The organism is Streptomyces sp. P3 (genome assembly GCF_003032475.1).
In the GTDB taxonomy this organism is placed as follows: Bacteria; Actinomycetota; Actinomycetes; order Streptomycetales; family Streptomycetaceae; genus Streptomyces.
Window position 1 is genome coordinate 8,389,015 of the sequence record NZ_CP028369.1, and the last position, 21,048, is coordinate 8,410,062.

The 21,048-nt window shown below is 69.5% G+C and carries 16 protein-coding genes and 11 pseudogenes; 7 read left to right on the forward strand and 20 right to left on the reverse strand.

The genetic code is table 11. The features are described 5' to 3' along the window. Positions 1–25: 25 nt before the first annotated feature. From C6376_RS37065 to C6376_RS37080, 4 genes and pseudogenes are all read right to left on the reverse strand, one after another. Positions 26–716 (reverse strand): annotated as a pseudogene (locus tag C6376_RS37065) (hypothetical protein). 13 nt (positions 717–729) lie between these two features. Then, a pseudogene (locus C6376_RS45890) lies at positions 730–1,023 on the reverse strand (DUF6112 family protein); the annotation flags it as partial. A gap of 244 nt (positions 1,024–1,267) precedes the next feature. Continuing rightward, positions 1,268–1,495: a hypothetical protein gene (locus tag C6376_RS37075; RefSeq protein WP_254076227.1), complete on the reverse strand. Its 228-nt coding sequence runs from the start codon at positions 1,493–1,495 to the stop codon at positions 1,268–1,270. Positions 1,496–1,706: 211 nt separating this feature from the next. Beyond that, positions 1,707–2,837 (reverse strand): annotated as a pseudogene (locus tag C6376_RS37080) (C40 family peptidase). Between the two features lie 510 nt (positions 2,838–3,347). On the opposite strand from C6376_RS37080, the pseudogene C6376_RS37085 reads away from it, so the two are divergent. The 7 genes and pseudogenes from C6376_RS37085 to C6376_RS45895 form a co-directional block, all read left to right on the forward strand. Next, a pseudogene (locus tag C6376_RS37085) lies at positions 3,348–4,100 on the forward strand (site-specific DNA-methyltransferase). Positions 4,101–4,338: 238 nt separating this feature from the next. Next, positions 4,339–4,877 (forward strand): annotated as a pseudogene (locus tag C6376_RS37090) (DUF4913 domain-containing protein). A gap of 28 nt (positions 4,878–4,905) precedes the next feature. Then, a pseudogene (locus C6376_RS37095) lies at positions 4,906–5,356 on the forward strand (hypothetical protein). A gap of 18 nt (positions 5,357–5,374) precedes the next feature. Next, a pseudogene (locus C6376_RS37100) lies at positions 5,375–6,072 on the forward strand (hypothetical protein). A 17-nt stretch (positions 6,073–6,089) separates the two neighbouring features. After that, on the forward strand, positions 6,090–6,839 hold the full coding sequence (locus C6376_RS37105) for a hypothetical protein (RefSeq protein ID WP_107446554.1): 750 nt from the start codon (positions 6,090–6,092) through the stop codon (positions 6,837–6,839). Positions 6,840–7,020: 181 nt separating this feature from the next. Further along, the gene (locus C6376_RS37110) at positions 7,021–7,335 is read left to right on the forward strand and encodes an SH3 domain-containing protein (protein WP_061334509.1); all 315 of its coding nucleotides are present in this window, start codon (positions 7,021–7,023) and stop codon (positions 7,333–7,335) included. Positions 7,336–7,435: 100 nt separating this feature from the next. Beyond that, positions 7,436–7,703: pseudogene (locus tag C6376_RS45895) on the forward strand (hypothetical protein); the annotation flags it as partial. A gap of 70 nt (positions 7,704–7,773) precedes the next feature. Here C6376_RS45895 and C6376_RS45900 read toward each other — a convergent pair. From C6376_RS45900 to C6376_RS37180, 16 genes and pseudogenes are all read right to left on the reverse strand, one after another. Continuing rightward, a pseudogene (locus tag C6376_RS45900) lies at positions 7,774–8,022 on the reverse strand (hypothetical protein); the annotation flags it as partial. Between the two features lie 46 nt (positions 8,023–8,068). Next, the gene (locus C6376_RS37125) at positions 8,069–9,082 is read right to left on the reverse strand and encodes a TniB family NTP-binding protein (RefSeq protein ID WP_254076228.1); all 1,014 of its coding nucleotides are present in this window, start codon (positions 9,080–9,082) and stop codon (positions 8,069–8,071) included. A 69-nt stretch (positions 9,083–9,151) separates the two neighbouring features. Further along, the gene (locus C6376_RS44605) at positions 9,152–9,385 is read right to left on the reverse strand and encodes a hypothetical protein (protein ID WP_173985547.1); all 234 of its coding nucleotides are present in this window, start codon (positions 9,383–9,385) and stop codon (positions 9,152–9,154) included. A gap of 465 nt (positions 9,386–9,850) precedes the next feature. Then, positions 9,851–10,411 (reverse strand): hypothetical protein, encoded by a 561-nt coding sequence (locus C6376_RS45905; protein ID WP_254076229.1) that lies wholly within the window; start codon positions 10,409–10,411, stop codon positions 9,851–9,853. Positions 10,412–10,416: 5 nt separating this feature from the next. Then, complete coding sequence (locus tag C6376_RS45910; RefSeq protein ID WP_254076230.1) at positions 10,417–11,367, reverse strand: hypothetical protein; 951 nt, start codon at positions 11,365–11,367, stop codon at positions 10,417–10,419. Beyond that, positions 11,364–12,182, reverse strand: a complete 819-nt coding sequence (locus C6376_RS45915) for a TnsA-like heteromeric transposase endonuclease subunit (protein ID WP_254076231.1) — start codon at positions 12,180–12,182, stop codon at positions 11,364–11,366. Before C6376_RS45915 ends, C6376_RS45910 begins: the two co-directional genes overlap by 4 nt. 576 nt (positions 12,183–12,758) lie before the next feature. After that, positions 12,759–13,265 carry a hypothetical protein gene (locus C6376_RS37135; RefSeq protein ID WP_107447405.1) on the reverse strand — a complete coding sequence of 169 codons (507 nt, stop codon included), beginning with the start codon at positions 13,263–13,265 and terminating at the stop codon, positions 12,759–12,761. A 157-nt stretch (positions 13,266–13,422) separates the two neighbouring features. After that, positions 13,423–14,394, reverse strand: coding sequence for a hypothetical protein (locus tag C6376_RS37140; protein WP_107447406.1), 972 nt, complete (start codon positions 14,392–14,394; stop codon positions 13,423–13,425). Next, on the reverse strand, positions 14,378–15,157 hold the full coding sequence (locus C6376_RS37145; RefSeq protein ID WP_173985806.1) for a hypothetical protein: 780 nt from the start codon (positions 15,155–15,157) through the stop codon (positions 14,378–14,380). Before C6376_RS37145 ends, C6376_RS37140 begins: the two co-directional genes overlap by 17 nt. 213 nt (positions 15,158–15,370) lie before the next feature. Then, positions 15,371–16,288, reverse strand: coding sequence for a hypothetical protein (locus tag C6376_RS37150; protein WP_107447408.1), 918 nt, complete (start codon positions 16,286–16,288; stop codon positions 15,371–15,373). Next, positions 16,278–16,418 (reverse strand): hypothetical protein, encoded by a 141-nt coding sequence (locus C6376_RS44120; RefSeq protein ID WP_159083375.1) that lies wholly within the window; start codon positions 16,416–16,418, stop codon positions 16,278–16,280. The genes C6376_RS37150 and C6376_RS44120 overlap by 11 nt, the downstream gene beginning before the upstream one ends. 137 nt (positions 16,419–16,555) lie before the next feature. Then, positions 16,556–17,122: a hypothetical protein gene (locus tag C6376_RS37160; protein ID WP_173985809.1), complete on the reverse strand. Its 567-nt coding sequence runs from the start codon at positions 17,120–17,122 to the stop codon at positions 16,556–16,558. Further along, entirely contained in the window at positions 17,119–18,654 is a 1,536-nt protein-coding gene (locus C6376_RS37165; protein ID WP_107447410.1) for a VirB4 family type IV secretion system protein, read from the reverse strand. The genes C6376_RS37160 and C6376_RS37165 overlap by 4 nt, the downstream gene beginning before the upstream one ends. A 28-nt stretch (positions 18,655–18,682) precedes the next feature. Further along, positions 18,683–19,144 (reverse strand): DUF6238 family protein, encoded by a 462-nt coding sequence (locus C6376_RS37170; RefSeq protein ID WP_107447411.1) that lies wholly within the window; start codon positions 19,142–19,144, stop codon positions 18,683–18,685. 98 nt (positions 19,145–19,242) lie between these two features. After that, positions 19,243–20,202: pseudogene (locus tag C6376_RS37175) on the reverse strand (SCO6880 family protein); the annotation flags it as partial. A gap of 16 nt (positions 20,203–20,218) precedes the next feature. After that, positions 20,219–21,048: pseudogene (locus C6376_RS37180) on the reverse strand (IS5 family transposase).

Below are 21,048 nucleotides of genomic sequence, written 5' to 3' on the forward strand. Positions count from 1 at the left end.
CCTCCTTTCTTGTCTCAGGCGCGGGTCACTGCGTGACGCTCGGGGCGATGGCTGCCAGGGTGCAGTCGTGATTCGGGCGGCGGCACTGGACGGCGAGGGTCACGGCCCGTTCCTCGGCTCCGCCGCCGCCCTTTTTCCAGGCGATCTGCTGCGTGCCGTTGACGGTGACGACGTAGATGTACGCCTCGGTGATCGCGGACGGGTCGTCGGCCAGCGCCTGCTTGAACGCGGAGGGGTAGTGGCCCTCGGTGACGCTGGCGGTGGCGTGCTGGTCCTGGTCGGCCATCCGCGACCACAGCACCGGATCGGGCACTTGGCCAGAGACCGAGGCCCAGTCGGCGTACTTGGTCTCCGTGGTCATCCAGGCGCGCATGCCGGCGAGTTGTTGGTCGCGGCTGGTGTCGCGGGTGTCGTAGGACCACAGCATCTGGGCCGCCGCCTTGGCGTAGGCGACCGGTTCGGGCGATCTGCGGAGGCTGGGACACCGACCCGGATCCGGAGGAAGGCTTGGGGGCGGCCTCGGAGGAGGACGGGCTGCCACTCGGGGTAGGCGCGGCGGTGCCCGGGGCCTGGTGGCCGTTGCCGCCGCCGGTCAGCAGGGCGACGATCCCGGCGACGGCGAGCAGGACTGCGACGGCGGAGGCGACGATCGCGATGCGCCGGTTGGCCGACCAGCCACTGCCATACGAAGACAGGGAGGGGAGTCGTTTCTTCATCAGTGCACCTGCGACCGAGGGTCGAGAAGAACGCGACGATGCCGTTCGCGGCGCCCAGGCCCAGGGCGGCGCCCGCGGCCACGACCGCGCCCTTCTTCCCGTTGGCCTCGGCCTGGTGACCGCCCGTGTGGTGTCCCCAAGCCCACACGCCGAGCGACACAGCGAGGGCGCCGACGACGGCGATGATGCCGAACAGGTTGATCGAGTTGACGACGTTCTTCAGCACGCTCAGGCCGGGCAGGCCACCGCCCGACGGCGTGATGCCGGGATCGTAGGCCAGGTACTGCACGGTTTCGAGTAGGGGCAAGGAAGCTCCTTGGGCGCGCCGAAATTTGGCGCGCGGGAATCACAGAAGGAAAGGGAGGAACGAGGCAGCGCCTCGTAGAAAGGGAGGGCAGACACCGTGGAGACACGGGCTGGCCCGGGCGGCGTCCGCGAAGAGACGGCATCGCTCGCACGAGGACGCAGCAGTGCCGCGCCGAGGCTGCGGACCGAGCCAGTGCTCCCGGCGAAGGCGCCGGCTCAGGGGCCGAACCGGCCGTGGAAGACCCCTACTTCGGGACCGGCGGCTTCGGAGCGGGGTTGGTCTTGTACGGGTTCGCGCAGTTGTAGATCATGTAACCGCGGCCGATTTTCTTGCCGTCCGACTTCCGGGTGACGGTGCCGCGCGTGTACCAGGTCTTCTCGGCCTTCTTGTAGACCCACTGGTCGTAGACGACCTTGTCGTGCCTGTAGCCGATGCCCAAGACCGTGGACGTCTTCGACGGTGCCTTGCGCACCTTGACCGCACTGCAGCTGATGGTGGTGGTGTCGGTGTCGTACGCCTGTGCTGCGGTGGCGGTGGCGAGGCCGCCGGCGACGACGGCCAGGCCCAGAGAGGCTGCCGCGATGGCACGCTGGGCGGGGGCGGGTTATCAAGAAGATGCTCCGTACGGTTGAGGGAATCTCGGTCAGAGATGTGCGCCGGGGCCCCTTGCGCCCCGGCCGGTGTCACCGGACGCGGCGGGCGGCGAGGATCGTCCAGTCCTTGATCGGAGTGATCCGGACCGGCTTGGTGGTGCGCGGCGCCTCGATCACGAGGCCCTCGCCCAAGTACATGCCGACGTGCTCAGGGCGGGCGGCACTGCCGCGGCTGAAGATCAGGTCGCCGGCTTGAGTTGAGCTGGCGAGACCGCCTTGCCCTCGTTGACCTGCGTATACGTGGTGCGGGTGAGCGTGACGCCTGCATGTGCGTACGCCTGCTGCATGAGGCTGGAGCAGTCGCAGCGGCCCATGGGGTCGGGGCCGTGAGCGTTGGTGCAGGTGCCGCCCCACTGGTAGAGCGTGCCGAGCTGGTGCATCGCCCACTCGATGGCCTTGCGTGCCTTCGGATCGGCGTCCTTTGGGATCGCGTAGCCCTTCGGGACGCTTCCCTCGGGGATACGGCCGAAGCCGGAACCGTCCTGGCCCGGAGCACAGCCGCTCGTGCCGGTCGATGCTTGCTCGCCCTGGTCTGCGCCCTTGCTGTCCGCGTCGGTGCCGCCGCCCGGGAAGGTCTTGGCGATGGCATCCTGCAGCGCGGTGGCCAGGCTCTCCCACTGCGCATACGCGTCGGGGTAGGCGGATCTCTGCACGGCTTGGGCGGCCTGGGCGACGGTCATCTGCTGCCAGCCGCTCACCTTGAGCAAGTGCTTGTAGAACTGCTCGGAGGCGTAGACCGGATCGCGGATCTGCTGGGCACTGCCCCAGCCCTGGGAGGGACGCTGCTGGAACAGGCCGAGCGAGTCCCGGTCCCCGTAGTTGAGGTTGCGCAGCCGGCTCTCCTGCATCGCGGTGGCGAGCGCGATGATCTGTCCCTTCCTGGGGACGTCGAGCGAGAGGCCGGCGGCCACGATCGTCGCCGCGTTGGGGACTTGTTCGGCGGGCAGGTCCAGGCCCTCGACGTGGACGTTCTTGCCGGACGCGCCGTCGAGAATCTTGGTGACCTGCTCGGCGACCTCGTCGGTGTCGATGTCGGTGAGGCAGCTGCTGAAGGAGCTGCTGCTCTGCACGGCGTCGGCGGAGGAGGCCAGCAATGCCGGTGCCGGCGATCAGGATTGGGGAGAGGAAGACGACGCCGATGCCGGCGGCGAGCGCCTTCAACCGGAGCGGATCGCTCGCCGGCCAGGGCTTTCGGGCGTGGGTGGGTGGCGAGACGTCATGAGCGTGTCCTTCGGGGTGCAGTGTCCGGCGTGCCGCGTGCGCGAGGCATGATGGGAAGGGCGCGGCGGCCGGGGCGGGCGATCAAGGCGGGCCGGTGGGGGCGAGTTGCCGCTCGCTCCGCGTGGCCGGGCGGTGAGCTAGGTGTGCCGGGGCAAGGGGGTACCTCCGTGAGGTGGGGCAGGGAGTAGTCAGCGGCGGTGTGCGCCGGGCGGTTCAAAAACAGTAGGCCCAGATCGGCGGTTGACCAAAAAGCTGGCGTGAGGTATCGGAATCCGGCACCTCACGCCAGCTTTTTGGTCGTCGGCGTTTCGCCTCTACAGTTTTTGGACTCCCCCTCGCCTTCCTCGGTCTGTGGCCTGGGCTTCTGCATGCCCACTCCCGGCCCGCGAGGATTTGTGTGCGAGGCGGTGAGTTCTCTCCGCGACTCCGCACCCGAATAGGGGTTCCTCTTTGCCTTTTTCTCTGCACCAGGGCGACGCCCTCAGTGTTCTCGCCGGCCTTCCGGACGGCTGCGTCGACTCCGTCATTACCGATCCGCCGTACAACTCGGGCGGTAGGACCGCGAAGGAGCGCACCACCCGCTCCGCGAAGCAGAAGTACACCTCCGCCGACGCCCAGCACACCCTGCCGGACTTCACCGGCGAGAACATGGACCAGCGAAGCTACGGGTTCTGGCTGACGCAGATCATGACCGAGGCCCACCGCCTCACCAAGACGCGGGACCGCTCTGCTGTTCACCGACTGGCGTCAACTCCCGATCACGACGGATGCGATCCAGGCGGCAGGGTGGCTGTGGCGTGGGGTACTGGCCTGGCACAAGCCGCAGGCCAGCCCCAGAAGGGCCGGTTCACCCAGAACTGTGAATTCATCGTCTGGGCCAGCAAGGGGGCGATCGACGGCTCCCGGAACCCCGTCTATCTGCCCGGCATGTACTCGGCCTCGCAGCCCTCGGGGGCGAAGCGTCAGCACATCACGCAGAAGCCCGTCGAGGTGATGCGCGAGCTGGTCAAGATCAGTCCTGAGGACGGTACGGTGCTCGACTTCTGTGCCGGCTCCGGCTCCACGGGGGTGGCCGCACTGCTGGAAGGCAGGGACTTCATCGGCGTGGAGAAGACCGAGCACTACGCGGCGATCGCGGCTGACCGGCTCACCGAGACGATCCGCAAGACCCTCACGCAAGACGACGTGGTTCTCACCGCCTGAGCCGCGAGCGCGCTTCCCGTCAAGCGACCGGCGCCCTAGTGCCAATCCGGCGAAGTGGACTTGTCACCCGTCGGCGGTCCGAGCATTGCCGCTTCCGTCTTCCTTACATTCCGCGTCTCGTAGGAGGCCCAACTTCTTCATGCCCGAACCCATAAAACCCCCTGACGATGGGGAGTTGGAGCCGGTACGCATTCCCGATCCACAGCTGGAAGGAATCGAGGCGAGCGTCCGACGGCTCATGGAGCAGTCGGCGCAACAGGCGCAGCAACTCGACCACCTCGCGTCCGCCCCTGAGCCGAGCGGATCGCCGTTCGCCGCGTTCGGCATGCCGGGGCTCGGCGGGCCGCCTGCCGCCGCTCCGCCGGAGCCCCGCCCGATCCTGGAACTCGACGGGGAGGAACGCGAAGACGAACTCGACGCCTTGTCGGACTGGATCGACGACTTCTTCCTCCCGGTGTACGGGGCGGAGGTCACCACCGCAGCGCCCTGGTGCCTGCAGTGGCAGGAGCACGATGATGTCGTGGCCTGGCTCCACGCCCTGTGGCTCGCCTACCAGCAACACAAGGACCCCGAAGCCGGATTGAGCGGCCTGTTCGTGTGGCACCGGGACTTCCTCACCCACGCCTTGCGGCCGTCCGCGCACCGGGCGGGCCGCTGTCGGCCTGCATGACCTCTCCCGACCGGCCAGCGCACCGTCTTCTGCCCGGCCCGCCGCCGTCCGCGCGCACGGAGACGGCGGCGGCGGAAGCCGACGGGCCCGCAGAGCCGACGTCATGACCGCGGGACAGGGACAGCCGCCTTCGGACTGAGCTTCGACCCCCGCGCGCTGACCGATCTCCTCCAAGCCCCCAGCGATATCCGCGACCTCACCCTCGCCTACCTGCAAGAAGTCGTGAACGCACAGCGCTTCGGACTGCGCCTCGACGGTGACCTGGAGGGCTACCGAAAGCTCTTCGTGGACTCGCGCAAGGACTGGCGCGTCGTCTACGGCGTCCGCCCGGCCCCCGCGGAGTCCGCGCACTCAAAGGAGATCCACGTCGTCGCCATCCGGCCGCGTGCGGGCAACGACGTCTACGACGAGGTCGGCCGCCGCCTGGGGATGACCCGCGGCCGCTGAGCGCCCGCACCCACGCGGCCCGCTCCCGCTCCCCGCAGCTGACCACCCGCACTCCGACGCCCCGGCCCGGTCCACCGTCCACCGCAACGCCGGGTCTGCCCCGTCCCGCACACAACCCGCGCACCACCACACCCGCTGAACGCACGGAACCTCGCCTATGCCCCCTGAACCCGCGCCGACACCAGCCCGGCGTGCGGTCTCCCCGCTCGACCACCGCCTCGAAGCCGCCACCGGCCACGACATCGACACCCTGTGGGCCTACCGCGACCGCGGCATCCTCGACGAGCCACACGCCCACCTGGTCGATCGACACCGCGAGCTGGCCAAGACCCAGACCGGCGTCACCTTCTACCGCCGCCTCCTGAACCGCCTTTCCAGCGGCGAGTTCGACGTCAACGACGCCCTGTTCACGCGCATCCACCGCACCGTGGACCAACTGGAGGAGGCCGCCGACGCACGGAACGCCGCCGCCGGGAAGGTACTCGCCGCCCTGGAGCCCATCGAGGCCGCCGCAGCGGCCCCGGCGCCCGAAGCGCAGCCACTCGCGACGGACGACCACGCCGCCCTGCTCGCCATCGCCGGTGGCGCCAAGCTCTACGAACACCTGCTGACCGGCCGGATGTCCGTCACCGCGCCTCCGGTACCCGCATCCCACACGCCAAGCTGCAGCGACTGGAGGACGCCGGCCTGGTCGTGAGGGATACCGGCCACCCCGTGCACGCCGGCCAGCCGGTCGCACTCACCGACGCCGGACGCGCCGCGCTGTTCGCCGCCCGTCGGACCCCCACGACACGGGCACCCACGCTCCCGGCTCGCCCCGGCACGTCGCCGTCCACGCCGGTGCAGCGGCGCTGAACTCCACCGAAAGGCCCTTGTTGCCCCCTACCGAACCGGCGCCGGCCCGGAAGCCCATCCCCCAAGTCGACTTCGAGCTGGACGACTTCGATGCCGACGAGGAGATGTACCTCGACTTCTACCGCCAGGTCGCCGTCCACGAGGACATGCTCGTCCCCCTCGCCGCACACCACACTCCCAACGGCGCGCACAGCTACTACGTCCTCTTCGACCGCACCGCCACCTGGGGACACCCTGGTATGCCGCAGCTGCTCGCCGTGCATCTGCAACGGGACCGAGAGAAGCGGACGTTCACCTTCGAGCAGGCCGGCGTGCCACTGCCCGCGATGGCGCAGTCCTGGCTCGTCCACCGCGGCTGCCCGCAGGACGCCATCGGCCTCGACCCCGAGCTGGGGCCACCGCCGGCAGACGAGGCGACTCGTGCGCTGGAGCGACGCCTTGCGGGCGACGGCGACCACTACGCCATGGGCTACTCCTACACCCGCGACGACCCGGACGACATGGTCACCGTCGTGGCACTGCGCGCCCTGGACGAGCGAGCCCCCAGCCCGTTCCGCGTCGTGGTCGAGGAGGTCGACACCGACGCGTGGACGCACACCCTGCGCGAGGGCGGCTTCGACACCGTGGGCGAAGCCCTGCAGTGGTGCGACGACCGGCTTACCGACGAGGCCAGCCCCCTGCCGCCGGTCCGCCCGGCAGCCGCAGCCAGCCGCCCGGCCGTCCTGCCGAAGGCCCCTGCTCCACGCCCGCCCGGCCGCTCGCGCTGAGCGCCAAAGCCGACGCTGGCGGCGCAACATAGCCGACGATCGCCGGTTAGCCAAACCGGCGAGTCTCCGGACCCTTATACAGCCGCCGGGACAACTCCCGCGGCGCCATTCCACACAATCCCTATGCCTTCACGGAGGTTTCTTCCGCATGCGCTCCACACGAATTGCCATATCCGCGGCGATGCTCGGCACGCTCGCCCTGCCGGTGCTCTGCGCCACCACCGCCAGTGCGGCACCCGCCGCGGTATCTGCGGCCCCCGCGAGCAGCTGTTCGTCCCTGCCGCCGCTGCCGTACAAGGTCCACGCGTCGGCTGTGACCATCCGGTCCAAGGCCACCACGAAGTCCACCGCGCTCGGCGTGCTTTACAAGAGCCACAGGTTCACCGTGCACAAGAAGAGCGGCAACTGGCTCTACATCACGGACAGGTCGACCGGCGTCAAGGGCTGGGTGTCCGGAACCTACGTCTACCGCGATACCCGTATGTGCCTGGACTGACAGGTATTCAGCAGGTGCCCGTAAGCGGCTGAGCCGCCGGGTACGGCCGCCCCCTCGCATTCCCCCAGGCACCGGTCTTTCTAGAAAAGGAGTTTCTCTTTTGTCCGACGGCATATCCGATGAGGCTGAGGATGTCGTGGGCGTGCTCACCGAACGGATCGAAGCGCGCTTCGCCATGGACATGGACCAGTTGAAGGCCGCGGTCGCCGCCGCGCCGACCGTGAACCCTGACGCCACCGACGTCGTCAAGTGGCACGGCCTTCTCGTCGAGGCTCAGTCCCTGCTCGAGCGCGCGGGACGACCTCCTCGCCGCGCTGGAAACCCAGCCCAGCGAGGTCGACGACCCGACGATGGGCCTTGCCCACAGAGCAGCCGCTGGTCGACTCGCCTGCTGTGCGGGTTGAGCACCAGGGCGCGCTGGTCGTAGGGGCGCAGCGTCATCCGGTGCACCTGCCCGGCCGTGATGCCGGTGGCCGACGCGATCGACTCCAGCTCCAGGTCAGTGGGCATCCCCGACCAGTCCCACCGGGCCGGTGACAGCCCCTCGTGGCGCGGAAGAAAGCCCAGGGCGGGCAGGAGGTCATTGAGGTAGGTGTCCGTGCGGTGTGCGATCGCCTCGACCCAGGAGTCCAGTGCTTCTCCCGGCACCGGTGCCACGCGGATCGGTAGCGTACGGACGAAGCTCACGCCACGTGCTTCGCAGTGCGCGAGCGGCGAGAGTTGGGCTTGGTCGTCATGCGACCGCGTTCGAACTTCTTCGCCAGCGCCTTGCGCGCCGCTCCGCCGCCGCGTCGAGCTTCACCTGGTCGAGGAGTTCCTCGTCCAGGAGCTCGGCGCCGGTGCGGGCAGCACGCTGGCATCCACGGTTGATCAGCGTCATCAACGAGCCGATGTGCCCGGTGGTGCGGATGTAGAGGTAGTCGGACAGGCCGTCGGCGACCATGCCGGGGAACTTCCGGCACAGCACGATCCGCTTTTCCAGGGCGAGCAGCATGCTGCGCCACTCACGGCGGTGCTTGTCGTTGGTGACGACGAACGGCTCCATCGTCAGCGGGGTGGTGCGGCGCGCGGTCTGGGCGAGCGTGATGTTGCCGCGGGAGTTGGCCTCGGAGTACAGGCCGCGGTTGCCCAGCTCGACACCGATGAAGATGATCGTGACGGGGAACTCGTTCGCGATGTACTTGAAGTGGTTGCTGACCTCGGTCCCGTTGCGGTCATGCCACTTCAGGAAGTGCATGTCGTCAATGACCAAGACGCGCGTCTCACATTCCAACACGCAGTCCAGGGCGCGCTGAGCGAAGAGCGTGGCGGTGCCGCTCTTGCGGCCGGGGTGCGCGTAGTACTCCAGCAGCGACCGGTTGAAGTCCTTCATGCCGATATTGCTGGTCAGACCGACCCGGCAGACCGGCCACCGCTCGTGTCCGGCGGGGGTGAACGTACCCTCCCGCTCGATCACCCGCCGGTGATACTTCAGCACGAAGTCCAGGACCGCGGTGGTCTTGCCGAGCCCTGGGAAGGCGTCCACCGCCACGGCGCCCTTGGCTTTGTCACCGTCCTGCTGATTGCTGTCGACGATGTCCCGCAAGTCCTCGTGCAGCGCCTTGAGTTGCGGCGTACCGGATCGGACCAGGTTGGCGTGCCAGACGCTCCGGGCCTGCTCGTACTCCAGCAACGCCGCCTCGCCCAGGAGCGCCTTCTGTTTCAGCGTGAGCAGCTCCGGCGGCTGCCGCTTCCGGCGCCTCGGCAAGAGCTCGCAGTCCCTCCTTCCGCGAGAGTGTGAGGTTGTCCAGCGGCGGGTTCTCGGGGCGGGTCGGCATCATGCGTCCTCCAGGGCATCGTCGTAGAAGTCCCCGTCGTCATCGGGGCCGTCGAGTTCGTCGTCCTCGTCGTCGTCGCTGGGCACCGGGCCCTCATAAGGCTCGGCCTCGCCCGCCTGGGGCTCCTCCGCGTCATCGTCGTCGTCGCCGGCGGCCAGGATCCGGGCGACGGGACGGCAGCGCGCGTACGTCGTCCCACACGGTCTCCGGGCAGGTCGAAGCGGACTGTTCACGGGCTGGCGCAGGGCAAGCCGCCGCTCCGGCAACGTCAGCCCCAGGCCCAGGTGCCACCGTTCCAGGAGCTCGGCCCACCGCGGTCTCGTCGTCGGGGAAGGGCGACTTCTCGCCCGCCACCTTCCGGGCGAGTTCGATGGCTCCCTCGCTGATCGGGAACTTCAACGCCGGCGGCGTGCTCCCACTCCAGGGGTGCCAGCGGCGGGTGTCCGGGCGCCGGAAGTAGATGTAGTTGATGTTGTCCGGGTCGACCTGGATGGGCCACATGCCCTTGGCTTGACCCCGGTGTACTCGCTGCTCTCGCCCCGGTAGCCGTCCAGCCCGGGGCCGTTGTAGCGGCACTTGCGGATCTCGACACCGGTAGTGGTGCAGCGGCTTCCACTCGGTCTTGAGGAACTCGAAGCCGAGCGCGGGGTCGCGTGGCACCTCGACGTACCCGGCCCGGGCAATCCCGTGCTCGAACATCATCGCCGGTGACAGCCGCTGGCCCGGCACGTTCGCGTCGAGGAGCCCCTATGCGGCCGGTGGTGATACGTGCAGGCCACCCACTCACGGATGATCGCCTCCAACTCGTGGAGGAAGAAGAACGCCGCGTCCTCCGGCCGCTCGCCCCGCGAGAACACATCCGGCCCCTTATACCCGGGCAGCGACTCCAGCAGCCCCTCGCGCAGGGTCTTGAAGAATCGCTCGAGCGGACCTTTGTCGCGGCCCGTTCGCAGGCGAGCCGGCTGGATCGACAGCCCCAGACGCTGGCACACCCGAGGTGATGTGCTCGCTGATGTACGGCTTGCCGGTGGTCGACCCACGATGGTCTCGGGAACCAGCGCCGGGCCCGCGACCCCCTTCGCCTCGACGTCCTCCCGGTCTTCCTTGGCGTCCTTTTCGAGCGCCTTGCGCTCCACGAAGACCGTGCGGGGGATGCCGTGATCGGGCCAGACCGCCCACGACGGCCAGCCCTTGCCCGGCGGCCGGGGACGATAGGTCTGGAACAGCACCGCCGCGACGTCGATGGACTGCGTGGACACCGGCGTCACCCGGATCCCCCGTTACGCACCGGTCGTACCAGTCCATCGCGACGGGTCAGCTCGGCCTGCACCCACTTCAGCGTGATCGGGTCCATCGCGAAGACGTCCAGGCGTGTGGTGTCCATCAGCAGGTACTCGCCCGGCCTGGTCGGCCGCAGCTTTCCGTACGCGCCCGGCGGCCGGGAGGCGATGTCCCGGTTGCGTTTCGTGCTGAGGCGGAACGTCGGCAGCCGCCGCTCCAGCTCCTCCAGCCATCGGTACGCGGTCGCCCGGGTCGGCAGCTTCACCTCGCCCTTGCCGTAGCGGGCCTCCAGTCGCGGGCCGACGGCGCGGATCACCTTCGCGCGGGTCGGTTTTGACTCCGACTCCTGCCCGTGCTCGGCCATGATCTCCAGGGCCATCTCCACCCACCGCTCATCGGCCCGGCCGAGCCTGCCCATGTCCCCGCTTCCGCGATCCGGGCCGCCGTGCACCAGCCCGGCCTCGCGGTCAAGCAGGAAGGCGCGCACCCATCGCTTGATGGTTCTCACGCTCACGCCCACCTCGGTGGCTTTCGTTTCGTAGCGCTGCAGTTTGGGCACTGTGGCCGCGTACTGCGCCCGCGGTTCGCCCGGCTCCGGCGCCTTCTCACTGCCCGAACGAAAGCCGGTCAGAACCTCGTTGACATGCGCGGCCCGTTCCCTGACCTCGGCCAGCTCCTCCTCGCTGAGCAGAGCGAACAGCACCGAGGCCGTCTCGCCGTCCTCGTCGGCCTCCGGCCCCGGCCCGGTCGCGATGACCGTGGCCCGGCCCGAGGAGAGCGCCACTCTCAAGGACAGCCGGAACCTGCGGTCGGCCGCATCGCGGACCAGGAGCTCGTTGCCCGCGGCCGAGCCGAACATCTCTTCCACCACGACGACTTCGCCGTCGTACTTCAGCCTCGTGCCCACCCCGACACGTACCGCGGCTCCGTTCACATGTCCTCCCGAACGAGATCCCCGTATTCGATAGGCCGGTTCGTCGTCACCGCCGTCGAGCTCGGACGCGTCGATGGGATGAGGGAGGTCGCGTCGACCGGAGCCGACCACCGTGGCCGGCCCCTGGCCAGGACGTGCCGCCGGGACAAGACCTCCGTCAGGTCGGTCACGAAGTGCTGGCTCCACAACAGCCGCAGGACGGCGGCCCGTACCTTCCAGTCGGGGTGTCGAGGGAAGGCGTGAAACGCCTCGCTCAGGGTCGCCCCGTGTAGATCCGCCTGCCGTATCTCCGTGAGCAGGTCTTCGTCGAAGAGCCAGTCTCGGCGATAGCCCGCGAGGAAGCGCAGGTTGGCCAACTCGCCCTCGGGCGGCTCGGACCATACTTCGAAGTCCCAGCCGCGTGACAGGACGACCTCGCGGGCCCAGGCGAGCGCGAAGTTCACCTTCGGTCGGGTGAGCAAGTGCCGCGGTTTGACGTCCACGACCAGTGGAACGTCCTTCTCGCGCAGTACGAGGTAGTCCGGGACGTGGCGACGTTTCCGCCCGTCCACGGTGGTGGTGAGGAGGAACGGCTGGGCGAAGACGGCCGTCACGTTCTGGTCGAAGTCGGCGTAGAGCAGGCGTGTCAGCTCAAGGCGGGACTCGTAGACGACGTGGTCCCGCATGGTGGAAGACCAGTGCGTGCCGGAGTAGTGCTTCTGCCCGTTGCGCCAGCGGAACGTACGCCACGGGATGGAGGGCTCGAAGACATCGACTCCCGACGTCGACCAGATCAGGTCCTCGTCGATCTTTCCGTTCGTACGACGGAGACTCATCGAGACTTCGTCAATCACCCGCGACATGCCCCACCTCCGAGCAGCCAGAGCGGGGCGCAGAGCTCCCGGTCCCGACCAGCTGCGACGTCTCCACAATCGAGCTGAAGGGGACCGCTGCATAGAACGGGGCCGGGAACAGCACTACGACGAGTGAACGATCAGACAGCAGTTCGTCTCACCGCGCTGTCCTTTGGGCCGGACAAAGGCCACCACTAATTGGAAAGGGACACGCGAAATGCGAACCTACATCTCGGTGTAGTCCGAGATGGACATCGCGTACAGCGGGCCGTCCTCGACCGTGTCGAGCAGGCGCCGGGCGCGGTCGGTGTTGGCCTCGTTGTTGATCTTGGAGTAGTGGGAGATCTGGGCGAGGGCCTCCTTCTTTGTCAGTGCCGGCTCGGCGGTCGGGGTGGGGGAGGCGCTGCTGCGGGTGGCCCTGGCTGTGGTGTCGGCGTCCGGGCTGCCGGAAGTGGCGCAGGCGGACGCGGTCAGCGCGACGGATGCGGCAGTGAGCAGGAGGGCGGTGCGGCGTGCGGAGGTGTGCAGGGGAATCAGGAGGCTCCGGGAAATAGCGGGTTAGCGGGTACGGGATGCGGTGGCGGATGCCGTCGGCGGGGACGGCGCGGTCACGGCTGGTGCCGCCCGTGTATCGGCGGCACGTAGTTGCTTCGCGGCGCGGGCGAGGCAGGTGCGGCTCTCACCGAGCCGGTCCACGAGACCCGGGTAAGTGGAGGCGATCGCCCGGGTGCGGGCGGGACCAGGTGCTTGGTGGGTGAGGTCGGCGAGGACGCCGAGGTGGCGCACGGCCGAGCCGAGTGCGGCGAGCGCGGCACTGGTGGGCTCGGCCGCTTGGGCGAGCGCGAGCGTGGTGCTGCGGTGGGTGGCCGTGACGCGGGTCGGGTAGCGGGCGGCGGCCCGGTGGCGGAAGGCGCTCTCGCCGACGAGGTAGGTCAGCAGGCTGGCCAGGTGGCGGACTTCGTCGTCCAGGATCTCGCTCAGGGCCGGGTCCGGTTGGATCTGGTCGGGGAGCGGGAGGTGGTCGGCCACGGTGTTGAGCCGGTCGGCCACGTCGTGCAGCAGCATCCGCTGGTCAGGATCGGACAGGGGAACTCCAGGATGGGCGGGGGCGTCTACCGCTGTGCTGAGGACGAAGTGCCCGCCGTCGGCTGTATGCCGGGCGCTGCTGTGGGCGGGCGGGTCGGTGGGCCCTCGGAGGCGGACAGATCGGTGCGGGACGCGGTCATGGGTTCCGGAGGCGCCAGGCGGCCTGGCGGTAGCGGGGCAGGAGCCGCCGGGAGACGGTGTGCGCGGCGCGGACTGCCTCGGCGGGGACTGCGATCGCGTGCGGGGCGTTGTCGTCGCCGAAGTAGTCGTGGGTGATGCCGTGCAGAGATCGCGCGCCGACGAGGACCTGCCCGCGATGCAGCGGGCGGTCGATCACGACGAGCTCAAGGCGGCTGGGGCCGGTGAGAATCGCGGCGCGGGGAACGCGGAATTGCATCCAGGCACTGGCCAAAGACGCGTTGTCCCACAGGTCGTCGAAGAAGTCGAGCTGGCTGTCCGGATCGGCGAAGTCGGTGATGCAGGAAACCCATTCGCCGGGCAGACGGTGACACAGGCCATGGGTGAGGGACTCCAGATCGCTGCCGGAGGTGGCGATGCGGACGGTCTCACGCTGTGAACGGCGGTACTCCCGTTGCTGGTTGTCGCACCACAGTTCTTCGACGCGCTGGCCCGCAGCGGGAGAACCGGCGTCCGCGAAGATGCGGGGCAGGTGGTATTCCACGCCGATGCCTTGCCGGTCGGCATCGGCGAGGAACCGCGTGAGGCGGGCCGGAACGTCGTGGTCGTACCTGTCGTGGATCAGGATGGAGCCGAAGACGCCTCGTGGGCGCCAGATGCCGTGGTCGGTAAGAAGGGTGTGGGCTGCAGCGGGGGCGTCGTTGCTGGTGAGGGCGATGACACCGATCTGGTCGTGATCGCCGAGGCTAATGGCGGGCATGGGCTTGTCTGCAGGTCCGTCAGTGTCGAACAACGCCAGGCTCGTGCGAATGGAGTTGACGTCGGACGATGAAGCTCCGGCCGGTGACCCGCCATCGTCCGGGACGTGGTCGGTGTGGTCGAGCAGTTCGAGGGGCTCGGAGGTACTGCGCAGTTCGAGGTTCTGCTGCTGCGACCGGTGTGGCGTCGACTGTTCAGCGGGTTCTGGCACGGGGACCTCGTGGTGTCGGGAGGGCGGGGGCTACATCGCTTGTCGCCGTGGGCGGGTATTTCTTCGATCTCATGGCAGCCTCGTGACCTGGCGGTACACGTCGTCGGAGGTCTGCTCGCGGAGGCGGAGCCGTCGACGGAGCGTCGGGGGCGGCGAAGGGGTGTGTGCCGCCGACGAGGGAGGGGCGGCCGTCGAGTTCGTCGAGCCAGCTCAGAAGTTTGGGCAGGTTCTTGTCGGGCCCGAACGCGAGGTAGGTGCCGTCGGCACTGTCGCAGCCGAACCACTCGGCTATCCCCAGCCTGATCCGGGAGTTGACGCGGCCCATGTGCACGCCTTTGCCGCGGGCCTTCGCCTCGCGGGCCAGCCGTTCGGCGACGGGGCCGAGTTTCCACTCGGTCGATCCGGCCAGGAACAGGACGTCGAAGTCGTCCCAGGGCAGCAGCCCGGGTGTATCGCAGCCGTCCTGGGCCGCGTAGGCCGCGGGCACGCCGAGTTCGCGGATGCGGGCCAGCCACGGCAGGGACTCGGTGAGGGTGCCGGCGGCGTCGAACGGCTGGTCCGGGGCGAGCGCCCACAGGCAGCGATCCGGCCCGTACCGTTCAACGGTCCGGTGCAGCCAGGCGAACCACGCTTGGGCTCCGGGCCAGTAGCGGCCCTTGCCGTCGCTGCCGAACTTGGAGTTGTCACAGGCATACAGCGCACCCTCGGGGATCCGGCTGCCTTGCGCCGGGGTGGTCATACAGCCGATGCGTCCGGCGCTCATCGCAGCCCGAATCTCAGGCCCTGAGGGAGTGCCGAGATAGCGCACCGTGTACCTCCCCGGAGGCGACGCCGACCGCCGTCCGGGCCACGTCCCTGCCGGGCGGAAGTCCACGAAGTGGGGCCTGCGGCTGGTGGACCTCGCCATTTCGGGAAGGCGGCACATTCCTGGTCTTTGAGCCGGGCGAGGGCGCAGTGAGCGTCAGGTGTGCCTGGTTCACCGGGTGCGGCCGGGCACGGGGATGGTCGCCGTCGGTGGCCCCGGGCTCGGGCCCGGCGGGAGACCGGCCCGGGTGGTCCGGCGCGCGGGGGCCAGGGCACGCATGCGGTCGACAGCGGTGTGCAGGTCCTCGCCGAGACTGCGCAGGGTGGCCGCCGCGTCCTGAAGGTCGTAGTGGAGGTCGAATCCGTCGTCCTGCTCGGATTCCCTGGCCTTTTCCGCGGCTGCTTCGAAGAACTCGCTGAGCCGTTCCAGCAGGCCGCTGGTGGGGTCCAGGATTTGGTGCAGCAGGGCGGCGGCGTCCGCAGGTGACTCGGTGGCGTTGAGCCGGTCGGTGAGAGCGAGGAGTACGTCGCCGTAGACGAAGGTGCGGTCCGCATTGCCGGAGACGTCCGCGGGCTCGGGGGTGCGGAGCGCCGGCTCGGCTGCGGACACGGGCGTACGGGCGGTGGGCGAGGAGGGAGTTGGCAGCAGTCCGAGCTGATCGAGGCGATGGTCGATCGCCTCGATCAGGGGCTGGGCGCTGCCGCCGTGCCGGGCTTCGGGCCGCTGGGGTGCACCGGGGTCGTCAGAGGGTGCCGAGTCGTAGAGGACCTCGGACAGCGACGTGTCGTCGGGGTGCTCGCGGGTCGCGATCCAGCCCTCCGGATGTCCCGGCGGGCGGTCGGATGGGGGCTCCTGCGGCGGACCGATGATCAGGCAACTGCCGTCGGGGAGGGATACCCGCACGATGTAGGCGCTGAGGCCGAACTCGATGTCGCACTCCAGCCCGCGCTCTCGCAGTGGCGTGGTGATGTGCGCGTGGCGGCGCCACAGCTCCTGCCACCACGGCGTGTCCACGTTGCGGTGGTCGGGAAGCGGTGCCAGCGCAGTCGCGCGGCGGGCCTCTGGAGTGTTCTCCTGGTCAGCGGCCACGGTTCCTCCTGCGGGTGGCCGGCGCGTGGTGGGACGGAGGTGTCCGGCGTGCGGGGTCGGCTTCGGGCTTCGGCACGGGAGCGAAACCGAGTTCGTAGTCGTCGTAGGCGGCGATCAGGTCGTGTTCCATCTGGGCTTCGCGTTCGGCGACTTGTGCGATGAGGTCGTCGTGCTCGGCCTGGCACTGCTGGTAGTCGGCCCAGTCGGCGTCGCTTAGGTGGGCGGGGCGGTTCAGAGGGCTCCTTGAAAGGGTGGGGCCGGTCCGGGTCAGCGGTGGCGACCGCGCGGTTTGGGCGGCGGTACCGGGCTTGGGCGGTGGGAGGGCGTGAGGAAGAAGCGGTGGAAGTCGAGGTGGTCGGTGAGTTCCTGGACCGCGTCACCGAGCGCCTGTGCCGCGCGCCGCAGACAGGAACGCGCCGTCGCGTGTTCGACGACCATGCGGTTGTCACGGACGCAGCTGTCGTTCTCGCTGTGCGGCCGGGGCGGTGAGAGCGCGGTCTGCGCGGTCTCGGCGAAGTGCGCTACGGCCTGGCTCGACAGGGTGACCGCCGACGCCAGATGAGCGAGGACGGCGCTGCCGGCACGGTTCGTACTGGAGGTGGTCCGGGCGAAGTCCGCGGTCAGCTGGACGACATCACGGGCGAGCGTCTGTGCGCCGGTGACGTGCTGGAGAAGCGCGGTGTAGGACGGCGAGGCCGGGACGCGACCGGTGTCGTCCAGCAACTCCCACTGCTCGAACGCGCCGGAGAGTTTGCCCCTCACGGCGTTGATCGCGTCGATGAGGTGGAGCGTGGTGGCGCGCGGGATCAATTCACGCCGGATATCAGATTTCATGAGTCTTTTGCGGCTTTTTTATGCATTCGGGCGTCGGTGTCGAAGAGCGCCAGCTCGTACGCGTGCAGGAGGTGCTGCACGATGAAAGATCGTCCGGCGACTTTCCACAGGCCACGCCCTCGGTTGAGGTGGGCGATGGCGTCCATTTCGACGGAGGTCAGGCCGAGCAGCGAGGCCGCGGCGTGGAGTTGGTCGGTCTCCTGGCGGTAGATGATGCGGGTGCTGCAGTCGGCGAGGAGGCCCTCGGCCAAGGCCCGGCCCTGTGATCCGGCGTCGCCGGCGGTGAGCAGGTCAGACAGCCGGTGGATCACCATGAGGTTGGCGATGCCGAGGCCGCGTGAGAGCTTCCACTGGGCCTGCATGCGCTGCAGCAGGCCGACGTGCCGCATCAACCGCCACGCCTCGTCGTACACGATCCAGCGCCGGCCGCCGGACGGGTCGGAGAGGGCGGACTCCATCCAGGCACTCGCGCAGGTCATCGCCAGGACGAGGGCGGTGTCGTCGCCGGATCCGCCGAGCCGGGAGAGGTCGATGGTGAGCATCGGTGCGTTCGGGTCGAAGGCGACGGTGGAAGGGGCGTCGAACATGCCGGCCAGATCACCGTGGACGAGGCGGCGCATGGCGTGGGCCAGGTCGCGTGCGGCGTCGCCGAGTTGGCCCGACATCATCCCGGCGGCCTCGTCGAGCGCGCTGGGGTTGTTGAGGGTGGCGGCGACATCGCCGAGCAGCGGGGTGCGGCCAGTGTGGACGGCGCGGGTGACGACGGCGTCCAGGGCGACGTCCAGGGCGGTGTGCTCCATGGGCATCAGGTCGCGGCCCAGGACCGTCCGGGCCAGGGAGCCGAGCAGGAGCAGGCGCCGTTTGCGGATCTCGCCGACCCAGTCGTCCTCGGAGACGCTGTGCGGGCGCGGGACCGCGTCCAGGGGGTTCAGCCGTCCGGGCAGTCCGGGGCCGAGAGCGACGGACCGGCCGCCGAGGGCTTGTGCCACCGGCGTCCATTCTCCCTTCGGGTCGCACGGGACGTATACCCGGTATCCGAAGGCCACCGAACGCAGCGCGAAGCTCTTGGCGAGTGCGCTCTTGCCCTGGCCGATGACCCCGGCGAGCAGGAGGTTGGGGTTGGTGAATCCCTCGACCTTGCCGTACAGCGCGAACGGATCGAAGACGAAGGACGCTTCCGCGTGTACGTCGCGCCCGATGTAGATGCCCTCGGCGCCGAGTCCGCCTTCGGCGAGGAAGGGATAGGCACCGGCCGCGACCGCGGTGGTCATGCGGTGGGCGGGCAGTTTCAGCCGGTTCCCCCGCGCGGAGTCGGGTCCGGGACGTCCGTTCGCCGGGTAAAGCGCGGCGGGCATCTCGTGCGCGGCGGACGCGGTCTCGCACTGGTGGGCACTGGCTTTCGCGCGGGCCCTGGCGGTGGCCTCGGCGAGCTGGCGACGGGCGGCCTTGCGGCTGGCGCGGTCGGTGCCGTGGGGGGTGAAGAGCGGGCTGGCGGAGGCGCGGCGGGCGCGCCGTGCGGGCCGGTGGTTCATCGGTGGCCCTCGTTTCTGCGGGCAGTGCTCATCGCACGCAGGCTGTGGTGTGCGGGCGGAGGTCGGTGGGGGTGGTCTTGCGGCGGATGACATGCCCGGCGGCGAGGTGGCGCTGGCAGATCGTGAGCACGGGCGGTCCCTCAGGAAGCCGCTCCGGATGGCATGCGCTCGACTCGGCTTCTGCTGCTGCGCTGTTGGGCAGCAGGTGGAAGGCGGAGTGGACATCGCTGGTGGCCTGCCAGAGGCGGGTGTGCGCGGTGGCAAGGTGGCGGCCGGCGGCGGGGTGCGCAGGCCGGGTGTTTTCGGCAAGCCGGTCCACGAGCTGGTGCAGGGCGGTGAGGTGGGCGTGCAGCACGTCAAGGTGCAGCCGGTCCGCCGGCCGGGGCGGGTTCGCGGGGGACAGTGCCAGGGCCCGGGTGTGATGGCGGACGCCGGCGCTCGCGGCGCGAAGGTAGGGGTGCGCGTCGTCCGGAGGTGTGAGCGAGGTCAAAGGTGGTGGTCCTTCCTTCCTGCCGGCAGGCAGGGGCGGTGACGGATGATCGAAGAGCGGCGGTCGCCACGGCGCTGACCGGCGGGGACGGGCCCCGCTCACAGGGCGGTCCGTGCGAGGGGGAGCGCGGTGAGGGTGAAGGCGTCCGGCTGCTGGTAGTTGAGCCGTCGGAGATCGACGCCGGAGGTGACGGCGTGGGTCTCGATCTGTGCGCAGGCGGCGTCCAGGAGGGCGTCGGTCTCGGCAGTGACGGTGACCAGGCCGGTCAGGGCCACGTCGGCATGTCCGGCGATGAGCTGGCGCTCACGCTGCTTGACGTCGGCGTACTCGACGGAGTCTTCCTCGCTGTCGACCTGCCCCCGGCGGGCCCTCTCGTTGGCGTCGGCGATGATCGCCGCCTTCTTCCGCTGGACGTCTCGCAGCGCGGACTCGAGTCCCTGCGGCACGTAAATAAGGGAGAGGCTGCGCCGCACGCCGGCCGTGAACATGATCCCGTGCAGGAAGCCGGCCCCCATCTCCGTCCTCGGCCAGTTCTCCACCCAGTACGTCGCGTGCCGTGCGCTGTCGGTGGCGAGCCGGTCGTACTCCTCGAACTGGACGACGGGCCCGGCGGCTGCGGGATCGGCCTCGGCGCGGCCGGTCTCGGACCACTGCTGGAGGGCGGCGAGCGCCTTTGGGTCGTAGGCGGTGCGGATAACGGCGGCGATCTCCCGCGCGCTCAGCCACCCGGTGACCTGGAGCCCGGCGTTACGGGCGGCCTGGGCGATGGACGCGGTGGTCTGCTCCATGACTGTGAACGCCCCGGGCAGCCCTCCGCCGGCCTGACTGATCAGGCGCCGGGCGGCCTTGAGGTCGAGGGAGATGGCGAGGTAGGTCTCGTGAGGGGCGGCGGCGGGGCCGGCCGAGGCGACCAGCTCGGAGTAGATCTGCCCGGCCACCGGGGTCTGGGGCTGTCCGTTGTGGGTCCAGTGGCGGGTGAGGGTGTCGCTGCTGTCGGGAACGGTGCGCTCCAGCACCTGGACGGTGGCGACGTGCCCGGTGCGGGCGATGCCCGCTAGGAGCTGTCTTCAAATGTCACGCCCACATCAGGAGCGAGGCGAGGGTGACGGCTGCCTGGTAGGACTCGGCGGTCTTGTCGTAGCGGGTCGCGATGCCGCGCCACTGCTTGAGGCGGTTGAAGCACCGTTCCACGACGTTGCGCCGCTTGTAGAGCTGTTTGTCGAAGGCCGGCGGGCGCCCGCCTCGGCTGCCGCGCCGCAGCCGGTTGCGGATCTGGTCGGCCCGCTCGGGGATGGTGTGAGCGATGCCGCGGCGTCGCAGCCAGGTGCGTATCGCGCGGGAGCTGTAGCCCTTGTCGCCCAGCACATGAGCGGGCCGCACCCGCGGCCGTCCCGGACCGAGGCGGGGCACCCGGATTGCCTCCATCACGGTGGTGAACTGGGTGCAGTCGTTGGTGTTGCCGCCCGTGAGCACGAAGGCGAGCGGACGCCCGAAGGCATCGCAGGCCAGGTGTATTTTGCTGGTCAGGCCGCCCCGGGAGCGTCCGAGCGCGGGGCTGCGGCGCCCCCTTTTCGGGCCCCGGCGGCATGCTGGTGGGCGCGTACGACGGTGGAGTCGACCGACACCAGCCAGTCGATCTCTCCCGCCGCGTCCGCCCGGGCCTGGGCGGCCTGGAGCATCCGCTCGAAGGTGCCGTCCAGGGCCCACCGTCGAAAGCGGGTGTGCAGTGTGTGCCAGGGGCCGTACCGCTCGGGCACGTCCCGCCAGGCGGTGCCGGTCCGGAACTTCCACACGATCCCGTTGAGCACGGTGCGGTCGTCCAACCGCTTCCGCCCACGCAAGGACTCGGGCAGCAGCGGACGGAGGAACTCCCACTCCTCATCGGACAGTTCATGGCGACGTAT